Below are 13,515 nucleotides of genomic sequence, written 5' to 3'. Positions count from 1 at the left end.
TTTAGCTTCCTTGAATTTGTTAGAGCAATTCCTTAATAAATGCCGTGATTACCTCACTTTAATGCCTGAGGTTGTGGCTTTGGGCGAGCCCTTGGTTCAGTTTAATGCCGTTACAGATGGACCGCTTAGGCACGTTACTTACTTCGAGAAGCATGCAACGGGTACCGAGGCCAACGTATGCGTTGCCCTGGTTAGGCTTGGTGTTAGTTGTGGATTAATAACTAGGCTTGGTGCTGATGAGTTTGGCCTATTTATCTATAATTGGCTTAGGGGGGGTGAGGGCGTTGATGTTAGTCATGTTAAGTTCGACACTGAGAGACCCACGGGCATATACTTCGTCCAGAGGAATTACCCAATACCCGGCGTCAGCGATGTTCTCTATTACAGGAGGGGGGGTTCCGCAGCCTCAGCCCTAAGCCTGATGATGTGGACCCGGACTACGTTGGTAGTGCCAGGGTTTTTCATACGACGGGCATAACCATGGCTATCAGTGATACAGCTAGGTCAGCGGCATTTAGGGGTTTGGAGATTGCCCGTGGTAAAGGCGTCACCACGTCATTTGATGTTAACTATAGGAGGAAGCTGTGGGTGCGGGTGGAGGACGCGATTAACGTGCTCTCAAAGGCGCTTAATTTCGTGGATATTGTGTTCCTTGACGAGGATGAGGCCAGTCTATTACTTGGCGTGTCTGCAATCGATGATGTGTTTAGGGAGTTACGTTCGAGGTTCGGCATTGACAGGATCGTGCTTAAGCTTGGCGTTAAGGGCTCGGTGGCGTATTGGGAGGGTAAGATCGTTAAGGTCAATGCCTTTAGGGTTCCTGTGAGGGACCCGATTGGCGCTGGCGATGCCTATGCGGGTGTTTTCCTTGCATCAATACTTAGGGGGGGTCACGATGTGGAGAGCGCCATGAGGAGGGCTTCGGCAGCGGCTGCGATGGTGGTGATGGTTAGGGGGGGTGATGAGGAAAACCTGCCTAGGGAGGATGACCTGAGGAGGTTTCTTGAGGGTTATGGTAGGCAGGTTGACCTTAGGTAAATCGGTTTTTAAATACAGCCTTGCTTAAGGCTTGTGCGTAAGGCGTTAATTATAGGGGGGGTGAATGAGATAAGTGTCGTAGTTGCTAGGCTATTGGTCGGTAATGGCTATGATGTGGGTATGATAGCGGGTAATGAAAATGAGGCGAAATTGGGTAGGGGGGGCGTCCCTGCCTATGTCTATGTTGGTGATCCAAGGGATGAATCAATACTCAGGAATGCCGGTATCGATGAGAGCGAGGTTGTGGTTCTATCCATGGATGATGAGTCCAACCTGGAGGTTGCTAGGATTGCGAAGTCGAGGGGGGGTGTACCAACAATAATAGCGCTGGTTAGTAATAAGGAGAAGTACCTTGACTCATTCATTGAGTTAGGCGTCTACGCAATACCTATTGTGGACGCCATCCTATCGAAGATCGCGCATTACCTAAGGTTGCCGTTTAAGCAATTGCTTTATTCCGATGATAAGGTGCAGGCATACTACGTCGTGATTAGTTCGGAGTCACCATACATAAACCAGGAGGTCAGGGGTATTGCTAGGAAGTGTGGTGTGGCGATACCATTGATCATAAGGGGGGGTGAGGATGTGATAATTAGTGATGAGGAGGTTAGGATTGAGGCAGGTGATAAATTACTTATTGTTGGTGCGTCGGACTCCGTGGTCAAGTGCGTCGAGAAGATCTATTAAGCATGTACAGTAACATGCCTATGGATAACCATGACAGCACCACCAACACATATATCGACTTAATTATAATTATGAGAATTATCGAGAATGTGTATATGGCGATACCGATAATTGACACAATAGGTATTTCCAACCGTCTTATGACTACGCCAGGTATCCTGAAGTAACGCATTAAGTGAGGTTCCTTATTTCTGAATATTATTAGTGCGATCATAGTCATTAAGTACACCATGGTCGAGGCTATTGCGTAGGAGTCCGCGATAAGCTCAACACTGCCTGGTATCACGAATAGCATAGCTACTAATGATGAGATTATTATTGCTAAATGGGGTGTTCTATACCTACCATGAACACTGCTTAACCTGCCCGGTAACAAGCCGTCTTCACTCATTACGTAGATGCTCCTTGAGAAGTCCACAATGCCGGCATTGACGGATATGAGGAGCACTATTGCTATTGATATTGAGATATAGGCGGATAAATACGTATTATTGAGTAAGTACCTGGCCAGGGCACCTATGGGATCACCAGTATTGCTGGAGACGGCCGTTAATGCGCCTGATAGTATTGTTAATAGTGATATTAGTAATGCCACGGCGGTTGATAACGCGGAGACGCTAATTATCGCCCTTGGCACTGATATGTAGGGGGTCATGGCCTCCCCCCCTGTCGATTGTGCAATCACGTCGATGCCCGTGTAACCCCCCCTAAATGAGTATGTCAACCCATGAATTAAATAAGCATAATTGAATGATAACCTGGGCATAGTAATCCCACGACTAATTACCAGGTAATAACCTAGCACCAATAATGTCATTATTCCAAGCAAATCAATTGTTAGTAGGGTTAGGTTAAAGCGTGCAGAGGCCTTTATCCCAAGTATGTTTATCACCATGATCATTACTATGACTAGTATTGACAATACAGAATTAATAGGCCATCGCGAGACAAGGGGGATTATCGCACTGAGGTAATTAATTGTACCTAAGGCGCCATAGGCAATCATTAGTATTTGGTCGAAGCTCAGTAACCAACCTGCAATAAAGCCCCAGGTATCGCCCAGTTCACGGTGGACGTAGTAATAGGCGCCGCCTGTCCTTGGTATTGCACTACCAAATTCGGCATAGGCCAACCCAACGAGCCATAGGGATAGGGACCCCAGGAGCATAGTTACTGGCAGTAATGGGCCTGAGTTCAGTGCCACTATGCCGAGTGTGAAGTAGTATGTTGATGATACATCTGAGTAGCCGAGAGCCAGTAACTCTAGGGTGCTTAGGTCCCTCTTTAGCCACGCAATTCTCTCCCTCATGACGGTGGCTCCGCCAGTTTCAACAATTTAAAAATAGTAGTGGTACTTTCCACGGATTTTCCACGATTTTTCCCAGCGTATTTTTTAAGTAATAAAAACAAAGCAACCTATTGGTGATTTCATGAAGGGTTGGGTCATAGGGGGGGCAATAATAGTTATAGTAGTGATAGGGGGGGTTATTGCCTACCTAGTGCTTAGTGGCCATGGAATTAGTATAACGAGTGGCCCAACAAGCCAGGTATATATCTACTTATCCGACAAGCCTGTTAAGGTTGACCACCTATACGTAACAATAAGCGAAATTGCTTTCCATAAGGAGGGTGGTGGCAATAATACCTGGGTAACCTGTAGCCTAACGCAAACAACATTTGACTTAGCACAGTTAGTTAATACCAGCCAACTCGCTGCCCAGTGCTCGCTAACCAATGGTACATACGACATAATACGATTATACGTTACTGGTGTTCAGGCCGTAGCCAACGGGCAAACATATAATTGCACATTACCGAGCGGTAAATTCGAAATACCCCTTGGACCAAGCCCCATTATTGTTAATGGCACTAGCTATGACGTCAATGTGGACTTTGGCGCTGTGAATAACGTTGTCATTGCGGGCAATGGTAAGTGCGTGGTGATCCCGGTAATTCATGCATCGATTAAGAAGCACTCATAAGTCCCTATTAATATCAAAATCATTTAAAACAATTGCCATGTTTTGCAACCTTCTTTAAAGGTTGCAATAAGGTTGCCGTTTAGTTGCCTGTGCGCCTTTACGATATGGTTAAAGACTGTTGCAGAGACTATGTCTCTTGATGTACAGGAAGAAACCGAGGACTAGGATTGAGATATACGCGGACATACTTCTCTCTCTGGATAAAAATGGTAGCTGTAACAGGTTGAGTAGGCTTGCGATGATGGTTGGTGTGCCCTATGACAGACTAATACGCTACTTAAATGAAATGAAGAAACTAGGGCTAATTAGGTGGGAACCGTACTCAGGGGGGGTTTACCTTACTAATAAGGGCTCAGAAACCCTGGTTAATTCCCAGGGCAATAGGGATAACCTAGTCCTTATTCTTACCGAACTTGTTCAGGGCGTTAAAACCATTACGTAGAATTAAAACATTAGTAACGCCAGCCCTCCTCCTCTCAATAACCCCCTTAGCCTCAAGCTTCTTCACAAGCCTGGACACTTGATACTTACTAAGCCCTAATTCACGCCCTAACTCCGCCTGTGTCATCATACCACCCCTCCTACGTATTATTTGCAGAGCCCTCTTTTCTAGGGTTGATAGGGCAATACTACTTACCGCATTAACACCATCTCCACGGCCATCACTACCCATTACCAAATTGTCCTGGCATCCACCAGCACTCCTATACTTATTGCCCATTAATGAGGAGTAAATAAGTACTGAGGCTAGTATGATAGTATGGCTGTTAGGACCATGCTTAATACTATATCATACGCCAGGACGGGGGGTTGCAAAGGGGGTGTATTGACCCAATAAACCTCATAGAGCCATCAACCTCAACAGCCATTATAGGCACCCTAAGACTTAGGAAGAGGGTGTCGTACAACTTAACGATTAGGTATACGGATAATGCCATGAGGGCAATACCAGTCCATAATTTGTAATTTCTCACGGTGGTCCACTCAGTCATACACATCACTTAGTGTATTTCCCTATAGAAACTACTTAAATTTTCTTCCTTAATGCAGGGTAAGATTTATTGGCTCAACACCATTCCACATTTTAGTGAACGTTTTCATAACATCAACAATGAGTGATTCGGGAAAAACAGTGATCGTAGGCGCACTATTAAGGATCCTTAGTACCAAGGGCCTCCATGCATCACCGTTTAAGGCGCAGAACATGTCACTCAATAGCTACCCGTCCATTGAGGGTGGCGAGATAGCGCTGGCCCAGGCCATGCAGGCCTACGTGGCCGGCCTAATGCCCAGCATCTATCATAACCCAGTCTTAATAAAACCCATGTTAAACGACAAGGCTGAGTATATAATTCTCGGTAAGCCAAGGGCCCAATTATCCTTCAATGAGTACCTTAGTGATAATAATGCTATCCGAAGACTTGCAATAAATGCCATTAAGACCAGTATACATAAGTTAACCGAGGAGTATGACGTAATAATTGGCGAGGGTGCCGGGTCGGCCTATGAACCTAACTTAGCTGGTAAGGACTTGGCTAATTTCAGACCCGCCGAGTGGCTTGGGGCCAATGTATTCGTGGTACTTGACATAGATAGGGGGTGGCTCATTTATTCAGGGGCTTGGCTTAATGAGGTCATTACCGCCGAGGTGGAGGAGGTTAGTTAAGGGTTTCATCATCAATAAGTTTAGAGGTAATGAGAAATTGCTGAACACAGCCATAAAGTGGCTTGAGAGAAAGACGGGAAAACCTGTTCTTGGTGTTATACCCTATGTTGATGATTTGTGGCTATGGCCTGAGGACTCTATGGACCTGAGACCAATTGGTAATGGACCTCTAGACATTGCATTAATAGCCTATCCATACGTCTCGAACTTTAACGACATCTATCCGTTAATTCTTGAGGATGACATTACCGTTAGGATAGTTAGAAGCCCTAGGGAATTAGGCGAACCTCACCTGGTCATATTGCCCGGCTCTAAGAACGTGGTCGCTAGCTTGAGTGGATGAGGAGGGTTGGGCTGGATAGGGCATTAATGAGGATTAAGGGCTCAACTGTTATATTGGGCATATGCGGCGGCTTTCAAGCATTGGGCAAGGTATTAAGTGACCCGTATGGCCTTGAGGCAGGTGTTCCAGGTAATTATCATGGGCTTGGTCTTATTAATGTCAATACTGTCTATGGTGTTGATAAGGTCGTATCATTATCAAGGGCTATTGGATTGAGGGATGGAATAGAGGGCGTTGAGATTAGGGGGGGTTACGAAATACATAGAGGCGTTCCTCAGTACGTTGATGAGAAACCACTAATAATGATCAAGGAAAGGAATGGAAAACCCACGGAGCAAGCAGATGGGGGGGTGTTTAGAGAGAGGGATTTAGTAATTGGGGGGGTAACACTGCATGATTCATTGGGTGACCCTAACTTTAGGAATTTTGTACTTAACATGGCTAGGGAGGTCGCTGGTTTACCTAGGCGTGATTTACGTGGATTATCAAGCATTGAATTATTATTGAGACAAATTGATAATTTTTCTTCGATAATAAAGAACGTATTAGATATTGATTTCATGATCAGTGATGGATAATATGATAATATATTTTCGTTAATTATTGTTATTTTTTGGGGGGGTATGTTTAAAAGCTACCTAAGCCCTGGATCAGCATATGGATAAGTGGCCCGAGAGGAAAGAACCGTACTTTCACCCTGCAGTAATAGAATTCGAGAAGATGGCTTCCGACCAGAGCAAGTACCTGGAATTCCTTAAGGAATGGCTTGCTCACTCATGGAGGTGGGCTAGGGAGGATAAGTATAAACTCGTCTTTAAGGTCCAGGCCGAAATAATAGACGCGTTAAGGGACTTCCTCAACTCAAGGGGGGGCTTTACCGAGGTATTAGCACCAATAATAGGCCCAGTGACTGACCCAGGGATTAGGGGGGGTGCGAAGCAAGCCACCGTGGATTTCTACGGCATGGAGTATAAGGTTATGTCAAGTGCCATACTCTATAAGCAGTACATGGCCGCGTCACTAGGCAAGATCTACTTCCTAAGCCCAAACATTAGGTTTGAACCGAATGATAGCGTCTTCACCGGTAGGCACCTTGTTGAGTTTTACCAACTTGACCTTGAGGTTTACGGCGCCACCTACGACCAGGTAATCGACCTTGCCGAGGACATGATGATATACGTGATTAGGAGGGTTAAGGATAACTACGGTAAGGAACTTGAGACGAAGCTCAATAGGCAGCTCCCAGACTTCAATAAGCCGTTTAAGAGGTATACACATAGGGAGGCTGTGGAGCTCGTTAATGAACTTGGATGTAAGAACCCGCAAAACACCGAGATTAGATGGGAATGCGAGAAGCTCCTGTCCGCTTATCACGATAACCCGCTTTTCATAATTGATTATCCAAAGGGTGCCAGGGGGGGATTCTATGATAGGGAGGACCACAGAGGCCTGGCATACTCAGGGACTTCGACATGCTATACCCGGAGCTTTGGTGAGGCCATTAGCGGTGCTGAGCGTGAGTACGAACCAGTGAGAATAATAGCCAGGATGAGGGAGGGTGGTGAGGACCCAAATAAGTATAGGTGGTACCTGGAGATGCTTAGGGAATTATACCCACTGAAGACCGCGGGCTTCGGTATTGGCGTGGAGAGACTGACAAGGTATGTATGCGGCTTGAGGGCTGTTTGGGAGGCTAGGCCTTACCCAAAGGTTGCTGGTATTGGGCCGGCGCCGTGAACTTCACACCCTATAAATTCTAAATAATTAGTTGTTACCTCCGTGCTGGGCTTTGGCGTAATACTTTATAAACTAAGTAATTCGTACTAAGTAATGCAGGAGCTAACCTTCACAACGTCGGTTGTCGGCAGCTTCCCAAGGCCCAGGTGGTTGATAGAGGCCTTTGATAGGTATAATAAGGGTGAGATTAGTAAGGAGGAGCTTGATGAGTACTTGGATGATGCTGTTAAGTTGACGGTTAAGGAGGAGGAGCTCGCCGGTTTAGACGTCATAACTGATGGGGGGGAGCAGAGGAGGACTAGCTTCGTGGCGTTCGTCGGCCAGAAAATACCTGGGTTTAAGTTGATTTACGTGACGGACATCAATCCAAAGGCGATAGATATAATGAAGCAGTATAAGGCTCAGTTGACCTACTGGAGGGCTGTGGCTGTTGAGCAGATTAGGGATGCGGTGATAGCGCTTGATGAGTTCAGGTTCACGAGGTCAGTCACAGAGAGGAGAATTAAGGTCACGCTGCCAAGCCCGTACTTGATCATGTGGGAGACCTGGGACGCGAAGTACTCAAGGCAGGTATACCCGCAGCCTGAGGATCTTGCTAAGGACTACAGTAAGGTGCTTAGGCAGGAGATAATTAGGCTCAGGGACGCCGGTGTAGATTTCATACAACTTGATGAGCCAATGCTTGGTGACTTAATAGAGGCCAGGGAGAACGAGCCTGACAGGTATAGGAAGGTCATTGAGGCGATACATGGGCAGAAGTACAGGGGGTTTAAGAACGAGATTTACCTGGCCAGGGACCTAATAAATGAGACGGTAAAGGGGATTGACGGTGTTAGGATCGGCATGCACATGGATAGGTGGCCAAACCCAGACTCGCCATTCTATGGCATAGGCTTTGAGAGACTGGCGCCTGAGGTCTATGACATAAAGGTTAGGCAGTACGTACTTGAGTATGCAAGCCCAGGCAGTGGCGACCCGGCGGTCTTCGCTAAGGACCTGCCCAGCGATAAGGAGCTTGGGCTCGGCGTCATTGACGTTAGGAACCCGCAGGTTGAGGATCCGCAAACCGTGGTGCAGAGGGTTGAGAGGGTTGTGAGGGTTCTTGACCCGAGGAGGATTTGGCTGAACCCAGATTGTGGGTTTGCGCCTGGTATGTATAGGAAGTTTGAGAGGAGGATAGCCTTCTCCAAGATACGCTCAATGACCGAGGCGGCAAAGATTTTAAGGAGTAAGTACGGCGAGAAGTGAGGTAGTTCCTTAAGTGATGAGTACGGACCGGCTCGATAAAAATGAAGAGTGCTATCCTTGCTGATCAGTTAGGATACCCATCGTCACCCATCAGTTCCCAATTCATCATCACTAATTACCCAACACCGTAAGGGCTATAAGTGGTTTTTACGCATTAATTACTGCACTGGTGATCAGTGAGCCACTTGCCCCCCCCACTGAGCGCGTGATGATAGAGGTGATTGAGTGAAAGGTTATTATAGTGATTATGCGTTGATTATCCGTGCCTGGAGCCCTAATAGATATTCTAAACATGACTGGGCAATTAATAGCGATACTTAACCCAATAGGTGCGATACCAACACTCTCCATATACATAATAAACATGGAACCAGAACAACTAAGGAGGGTCTACCAACTAGTTGGCATTAGCGTACCCTTACTAATGGTGATATTCGCGGTCGGCGGCAGGTACATACTACAGGCCTTCGGCGTAAACCTCGACGCCTTCAGGATAGCAGGCGGTGTGTTACTCATGGGCATAGCCATGGAGACCCTCATGGCCGGTGGACCCAGGGCGGTCAGCACCGTCAAGGAGCCTGAGGAGTTCGTGCTCGTGCCAATAGTTACACCGCTTCTCGTTGGTCCGGGCACAATAACAGAGCTAATACTCTTCTCAGCACTATACCCAATTTACGAGGTCATAATAGCGTCACTACTAAGCTCAGCATTCACGTACGCCATAATTAGGTTCTCACAACCACTACTGAAGAGACTAGGTAGTAACACACTTAAGGTCCTTGGCAGGTTCATGAGCCTAATAATAGCCGCACTAGCCATAGGGATGATACTAACCGGCGTAACGAACTACATAGAATCATTAAGTACTGCCTAGATTTGCCCGTTCTTATTTTGGCCGGATATATCTGCTCAACTTGTTGAGAGGTCTGTAACGCATTATATACTGTAAAATCAAGCGCATACACTGTGCACAGGCATTAATTATTTCCTTAGGAAATCATAGAAGCGTTCTAGATAAATATTCATTATGACTGCTTCTTTCCGTACAATTTATAAGCCCTCACTATACTCGCCACCTGAAAGACCTTGAAAGCTATTTCGGAGTTATCCTCCCACCACCAACGCTTCGCAATCTCAATGACCCTCTCAAGCTCCTCAATACTCATTTGATCAGGGTCCTTGGAGAACACGGACTTAATGAACTCAAGCTCCTCCTTACTAATTGGGTTAGCTCTGACCATACCGACGACCCTACTAACCTCATTAGTCAACACCCTAACCTCATCCTGCGAGAACAAGCCCTTAAGCCCCCCCATGTACTCAATAAGGAGTGAATTAACATTTACAACAGCCGACTTAAGCCCACTCTCTAAATTACTCATTCTATTTTCCAGATTGTTCATTCTATTCTCTAACCTAGTCTCTACCTCCTTAATCCTATTGCTCAATCTCTCCTCCAAATCCCTAAACCTCCAATCAATGCCCTCGAACTTCCTGCCCAGCCAATACGTGAATGCCGCCAGGTAGGCTATTATCGTGATCAACAGACCAATCACGTAAATAAACTCATCCACAGTAACCACTTAGCAATAAGTTATTAATAAACTCTATTTAGGCCCCTGAGAAACCCATAACAAGACTTTTGAACCTAAATTAAGAAACCAACCCGATGAGCGAGCCAGTGCCAATACATGCCGAGGGAATATTCACGATGGGCATTGATGGCGGTGTTTGGGAAGATTTAATCTTTGAATATTTAGATAAGGATCATTATTACAAGAACCTACTTAAGGATAGGGAGGGATTACTTAATGAATTGAGGACTATCACGGGGGGGAATATGCAGGGCTTCCTGGACGAGGAGACTATTAAGATTAATGGTGAGATTGTTAGGGCTAGGGTGGTTGATGTTAGTCTCGGCTTTAGGGGGGGCTCTTTCGATAAGCCGTATCTCGAGTTTTATATTTACTTCAAGGGCAATTTAAAGAAAGGTATTAACAAATATGAGGATTATTATGAGGAGGAGGTTGCCGAGTATGACTATGAGATTGTTTGGCTCTTCCCACCCGGCTTCAGGATTATTGAGTATGAATTCGCCGGCGAGGGCTCCATACTGGGTAATGGGAACATACTGAGGTTGACGGTTAAGAAGGGCCTTAGGGTTGGCAACTACGAGAGTATAACGTTTGAAGTTCCTTAAGTTTGTTATCCTAACAACGGCTTTTCAGGTATTGTCCACCAACCATTCATCTTTTTGATTACTCCTTCGTTAATAGCCTTCCTGAAGATTTCCCTCAGTTTCTCAAAGGTTCCATCATCATATAATACAACGCCGTAGTCCAGGGCATCATAGAGCGAGATTGAGCCCCTATTCACCAGCCTCTTAACCTCATCAAGCGTGTATGGGAAAACCTCAAGGGCTATTCTCGAGTCCCAGCAAACCGTGAATTCACGAATCCTATCAAGGAAGTCCTTACCCGAGTTTGGGACAATGATTAGTAAGTCAACATCACTATCAACTAGCCAGTCACCCCCCCTTACACGTGACCCAAACAGTACGACTGAGTTGATGCTAAAGCCACGATTAATTAGGCACTGAACGTACCTCCTCAACTCACTAATAATTTCTTCACCCATTCAATCACCCGAGAAGCAGACTCAACACAATGCTGAGCCTCCCTCTTTGAGTAGACTTCGCTGGGCACGCCATTGGCTGCATCGGGATAACGAGCGACCAGGTAATGAGGATTTAAATCTCTTAAATAATCAATCACCTCATCAACAGGTATACCACTGCTCCTTAATCTTTCAGCCAACTCCAGTAGATGGGTCTTTGGTGGTAATAGCCTTAGTCTCACTATGATTAATGCTTTTAACGCCTTCTCCGCAGCTTGATGCGAGTGAAACGCTGCATAATTGAGGTATCCAATCTCAAGTAAATGGCGCGCTAATTCGAGTTCTCTAATCGCTTCCCTTAACCATTGCTCTGCCTCCTCACGCATTTTCCTGACCCTTACCTCTGGAGTACTTTATATCCTTAAAATGATTTATATCATCATAATTATGCGGAATCTTCATAACGTTAAATACTTACTTAACTCATCGTTATTATTTATTATATTTCTTAGTTGTTCATGGTCCTTTATTGGTCTCGCCGCAATTATTTTGGTCAATATTTTCCTGTTCATGTGAGGAACGTACTTAAGAAGTCTCTTTGGTGCCTCATTAACGCTAACTGGGTATGGTACACCGATCACAGATCTGAAGCCGTGCTCCGATACGACAACGTCAATCCACCTCCCAAGCTCTATCTTGGCGGGTATATAAATTAACAGTGGGTATGAACCGACTTGTCTCGCGTATGTCCCATTTCCATAGTGAACCTCCGTGAATACCCTCCTCAGTATTGTACCCTTAGGCACGACTCTCCCAAGCATTTCATGGTCGAAGTACCTCCTGACCCAGTACTTAAAGGCTAGAAAGTACTTCCTATGGTCCTTCAGTAATTGCCGGATGTCCTCTGCCTGGCTCCATAGTGGTGTTGGTGGTAGTACAAGGACCTGCCTAATGTTAACCCTCCTGACCCAAATATCATCATTCAATAACCTCCTAAGAAATTCAATATTCAATCTAAAGGTCTCCCTTGTCTCGCCGGGCAACCCAACGACGAAGTTAATGCCAGGCAGTAGCTCAGGCATTCCATTCCAACCCCCCCTAACCCTACCCAACTCACTAATTGTCTTAATTGCGAAGTAAGCCTCGTCAGGCATCACCTTGAGGTTATTCAACTTAACAACCCTCGGATCCGCAGTCTCAATGCCCATCGCAGCCACATCACCGGGCGTGTGGTACTTCATTAGTATCTTCGTAACCTCAATACTCTCCTTGGGCCAGTGATAGATAGTGCCTGGATTGACATTATCAATATGCAGCGTCTCCAGTTCGGGTGCCACGTTTCTAATGCCAACGAGCAATCCCTCAATAGCCCCCCCTGGGTTAGGCCTTGGGAAGTCCAGTTTGCCTGTGTCGTGGGCCATGTAGGTGTAGAAGTCGGCCTGCCTACCAAGCCTAAAGTGCTAACCCCGAGGCTATATAATGCCTCAACCTCCTCAACAATTGCCTTAGTCTCCCTATACTTAACTGGGCCATACCTAACAGTGGCGCAGAAGGAACAGCCGCCAGTGATGTACCTTGGGCAGGACTTATACGTCTCAAGCTCGATGATCAGGTTCTTGCCGTAATTGGGGGGGTGTTGAGTGACTACTCGGGCGCCAAGCACGGCGAATTTATTAATTAGCCCGTAGTCAACGTGCATTAACGCAGGTGAGACCTTCGATGATTGGTAGCTATTCCTCAGTAATTCATAAACGACCAGGTCCACATCACCCGTGACCACTAAATCATAATACCTCTGAAACCTACTCCTAGGAATAGCTATTGTACCACCTGCTGAACCATAGCCAAACCTGGCCACTGGGCCTCCGAGGATCTTTATGGGCTTAGTAATTATGTTGGTGATTCTTTCAATTTCCTCAAGCCTTATGGGCTCGCCCCCCCAAGGTACTTACCAGGTGTTACAATGCCGGCAATGACAATGAGTACCCTGGCCTCATTGGCAATCCTAACAAAGCCTGCCCAATCGCCCCCCCTGGCCTGGTCTATCGTGAAGTACCTAACATCGATGGACCTATCCACACTCCACACTGCGCCAGCGACATAACGCGGATAAACATCTAAGTAGGGCGGTACACCAAGCCCTGCCGGCTCATCCGTATACCCATCAAGTATTACTACCCTATCCATGCCTCACTAAA

14 protein-coding genes and 3 pseudogenes are annotated in these 13,515 nt (G+C 46.2%); 10 read left to right on the top strand and 7 right to left on the bottom strand.

What is annotated here, in order from left to right; translation table 11 throughout:
• Nucleotides 1-61: 61 nt before the first annotated feature.
• A pseudogene (locus tag JCM11216_RS04775) lies at nucleotides 62-1,038 on the top strand (sugar kinase).
• Nucleotides 1,039-1,098: 60 nt separating this feature from the next.
• Complete coding sequence (locus JCM11216_RS04770; protein ID WP_243675201.1) at nucleotides 1,099-1,725, top strand: NAD-binding protein; 627 nt, start codon at nucleotides 1,099-1,101, stop codon at nucleotides 1,723-1,725.
• Here JCM11216_RS04770 and JCM11216_RS04765 read toward each other — a convergent pair.
• Nucleotides 1,700-3,034: an APC family permease gene (locus JCM11216_RS04765; RefSeq protein WP_054853462.1), complete on the bottom strand. Its 1,335-nt coding sequence runs from the start codon at nucleotides 3,032-3,034 to the stop codon at nucleotides 1,700-1,702. The genes JCM11216_RS04770 and JCM11216_RS04765 overlap by 26 nt on opposite strands.
• A gap of 121 nt (nucleotides 3,035-3,155) precedes the next feature.
• On the opposite strand from JCM11216_RS04765, the gene JCM11216_RS04760 reads away from it, so the two are divergent.
• Nucleotides 3,156-3,707, top strand: a complete 552-nt coding sequence (locus JCM11216_RS04760) for a DUF4382 domain-containing protein (protein WP_054853461.1) — start codon at nucleotides 3,156-3,158, stop codon at nucleotides 3,705-3,707.
• Nucleotides 3,708-3,846: 139 nt separating this feature from the next.
• Nucleotides 3,847-4,149 carry a winged helix-turn-helix domain-containing protein gene (locus JCM11216_RS04755; RefSeq protein ID WP_054853460.1) on the top strand — a complete coding sequence of 101 codons (303 nt, stop codon included), beginning with the start codon at nucleotides 3,847-3,849 and terminating at the stop codon, nucleotides 4,147-4,149.
• Here the strand turns inward: JCM11216_RS04755 and JCM11216_RS04750 are convergent.
• Together JCM11216_RS04750 and JCM11216_RS16425 are read right to left on the bottom strand one after the other, a co-directional pair.
• The gene (locus JCM11216_RS04750; RefSeq protein WP_054853459.1) at nucleotides 4,099-4,428 is read right to left on the bottom strand and encodes a MarR family transcriptional regulator; all 330 of its coding nucleotides are present in this window, start codon (nucleotides 4,426-4,428) and stop codon (nucleotides 4,099-4,101) included. The genes JCM11216_RS04755 and JCM11216_RS04750 overlap by 51 nt on opposite strands.
• Before the next feature lie 64 nt (nucleotides 4,429-4,492).
• Nucleotides 4,493-4,699: a hypothetical protein gene (locus tag JCM11216_RS16425; protein WP_243675200.1), complete on the bottom strand. Its 207-nt coding sequence runs from the start codon at nucleotides 4,697-4,699 to the stop codon at nucleotides 4,493-4,495.
• A 95-nt stretch (nucleotides 4,700-4,794) separates the two neighbouring features.
• Here JCM11216_RS16425 and JCM11216_RS16420 point away from each other — a divergent pair, with 95 nt between their 5' ends.
• The 5 genes and pseudogenes from JCM11216_RS16420 (at nucleotide 4,795) to JCM11216_RS04730 (ending at nucleotide 9,575) form a co-directional block, all read left to right on the top strand.
• The gene (locus tag JCM11216_RS16420; RefSeq protein ID WP_243675199.1) at nucleotides 4,795-5,373 is read left to right on the top strand and encodes an AAA family ATPase; all 579 of its coding nucleotides are present in this window, start codon (nucleotides 4,795-4,797) and stop codon (nucleotides 5,371-5,373) included.
• Nucleotides 5,336-6,294: pseudogene (locus JCM11216_RS16415) on the top strand (hypothetical protein). The gene JCM11216_RS16420 and the pseudogene JCM11216_RS16415 overlap by 38 nt, the downstream one beginning before the upstream one ends.
• 79 nt (nucleotides 6,295-6,373) lie before the next feature.
• Nucleotides 6,374-7,453 (top strand): asparagine synthetase A, encoded by a 1,080-nt coding sequence (locus JCM11216_RS04740; RefSeq protein WP_243675198.1) that lies wholly within the window; start codon nucleotides 6,374-6,376, stop codon nucleotides 7,451-7,453.
• 93 nt (nucleotides 7,454-7,546) lie between these two features.
• Nucleotides 7,547-8,701 (top strand): cobalamin-independent methionine synthase II family protein, encoded by a 1,155-nt coding sequence (locus tag JCM11216_RS04735; RefSeq protein ID WP_054853458.1) that lies wholly within the window; start codon nucleotides 7,547-7,549, stop codon nucleotides 8,699-8,701.
• Nucleotides 8,702-8,963: 262 nt separating this feature from the next.
• Nucleotides 8,964-9,575: a MarC family protein gene (locus JCM11216_RS04730; protein WP_243675197.1), complete on the top strand. Its 612-nt coding sequence runs from the start codon at nucleotides 8,964-8,966 to the stop codon at nucleotides 9,573-9,575.
• A gap of 151 nt (nucleotides 9,576-9,726) precedes the next feature.
• Here the strand turns inward: JCM11216_RS04730 and JCM11216_RS04725 are convergent, their stop codons facing one another.
• The gene (locus tag JCM11216_RS04725) at nucleotides 9,727-10,275 is read right to left on the bottom strand and encodes a hypothetical protein (protein ID WP_243675196.1); all 549 of its coding nucleotides are present in this window, start codon (nucleotides 10,273-10,275) and stop codon (nucleotides 9,727-9,729) included.
• 95 nt (nucleotides 10,276-10,370) lie between these two features.
• Here JCM11216_RS04725 and JCM11216_RS04720 point away from each other — a divergent pair, with 95 nt between their 5' ends.
• Entirely contained in the window at nucleotides 10,371-10,901 is a 531-nt protein-coding gene (locus tag JCM11216_RS04720) for a hypothetical protein (RefSeq protein ID WP_054853457.1), read from the top strand.
• A 5-nt stretch (nucleotides 10,902-10,906) separates the two neighbouring features.
• Here the strand turns inward: JCM11216_RS04720 and JCM11216_RS04715 are convergent, their stop codons facing one another.
• From JCM11216_RS04715 to JCM11216_RS04705, 3 genes and pseudogenes are all read right to left on the bottom strand, one after another.
• Nucleotides 10,907-11,338, bottom strand: coding sequence for a nucleotidyltransferase domain-containing protein (locus tag JCM11216_RS04715; protein WP_054853456.1), 432 nt, complete (start codon nucleotides 11,336-11,338; stop codon nucleotides 10,907-10,909).
• Entirely contained in the window at nucleotides 11,311-11,703 is a 393-nt protein-coding gene (locus JCM11216_RS04710) for a HEPN domain-containing protein (protein WP_054853455.1), read from the bottom strand. Before JCM11216_RS04710 ends, JCM11216_RS04715 begins: the two co-directional genes overlap by 28 nt.
• 72 nt (nucleotides 11,704-11,775) lie before the next feature.
• Nucleotides 11,776-13,504: pseudogene (locus JCM11216_RS04705) on the bottom strand (radical SAM protein).
• Between the last annotated feature and the right edge of the window lie 11 nt (nucleotides 13,505-13,515).

The sequence above is a fragment of the Vulcanisaeta distributa JCM 11216 genome (genome assembly GCF_001315985.1).
Classification (GTDB): Archaea; Thermoproteota; Thermoprotei; order Thermoproteales; family Thermocladiaceae; genus Vulcanisaeta; species Vulcanisaeta distributa_E.
The sequence above is the reverse complement of the archived record's forward strand: the minus strand, read 5'-3'. Positions and strand labels throughout refer to the sequence as shown.

What these genes read in the sequence shown, in the direction of transcription:
- JCM11216_RS04765 (WP_054853462.1), bottom strand. Translation starts at nt 3,034, where the DNA reads ATGAGGGAGAGAATTGCGTGGCTAAAGAGGGACCTAAGCACCCTAGAG.
- JCM11216_RS04760 (WP_054853461.1), top strand. Translation starts at nt 3,156, where the DNA reads ATGAAGGGTTGGGTCATAGGGGGGGCAATAATAGTTATAGTAGTGATA.
- JCM11216_RS04755 (WP_054853460.1), top strand. Translation starts at nt 3,847, where the DNA reads ATGTACAGGAAGAAACCGAGGACTAGGATTGAGATATACGCGGACATA.
- JCM11216_RS04750 (WP_054853459.1), bottom strand. Translation starts at nt 4,428, where the DNA reads ATGGGCAATAAGTATAGGAGTGCTGGTGGATGCCAGGACAATTTGGTA.
- JCM11216_RS16425 (WP_243675200.1), bottom strand. Translation starts at nt 4,699, where the DNA reads ATGACTGAGTGGACCACCGTGAGAAATTACAAATTATGGACTGGTATT.
- JCM11216_RS04740 (WP_243675198.1), top strand. Translation starts at nt 6,374, where the DNA reads ATGGATAAGTGGCCCGAGAGGAAAGAACCGTACTTTCACCCTGCAGTA.
- JCM11216_RS04735 (WP_054853458.1), top strand. Translation starts at nt 7,547, where the DNA reads ATGCAGGAGCTAACCTTCACAACGTCGGTTGTCGGCAGCTTCCCAAGG.
- JCM11216_RS04720 (WP_054853457.1), top strand. Translation starts at nt 10,371, where the DNA reads ATGAGCGAGCCAGTGCCAATACATGCCGAGGGAATATTCACGATGGGC.
- JCM11216_RS04715 (WP_054853456.1), bottom strand. Translation starts at nt 11,338, where the DNA reads ATGGGTGAAGAAATTATTAGTGAGTTGAGGAGGTACGTTCAGTGCCTA.
- JCM11216_RS04710 (WP_054853455.1), bottom strand. Translation starts at nt 11,703, where the DNA reads ATGCGTGAGGAGGCAGAGCAATGGTTAAGGGAAGCGATTAGAGAACTC.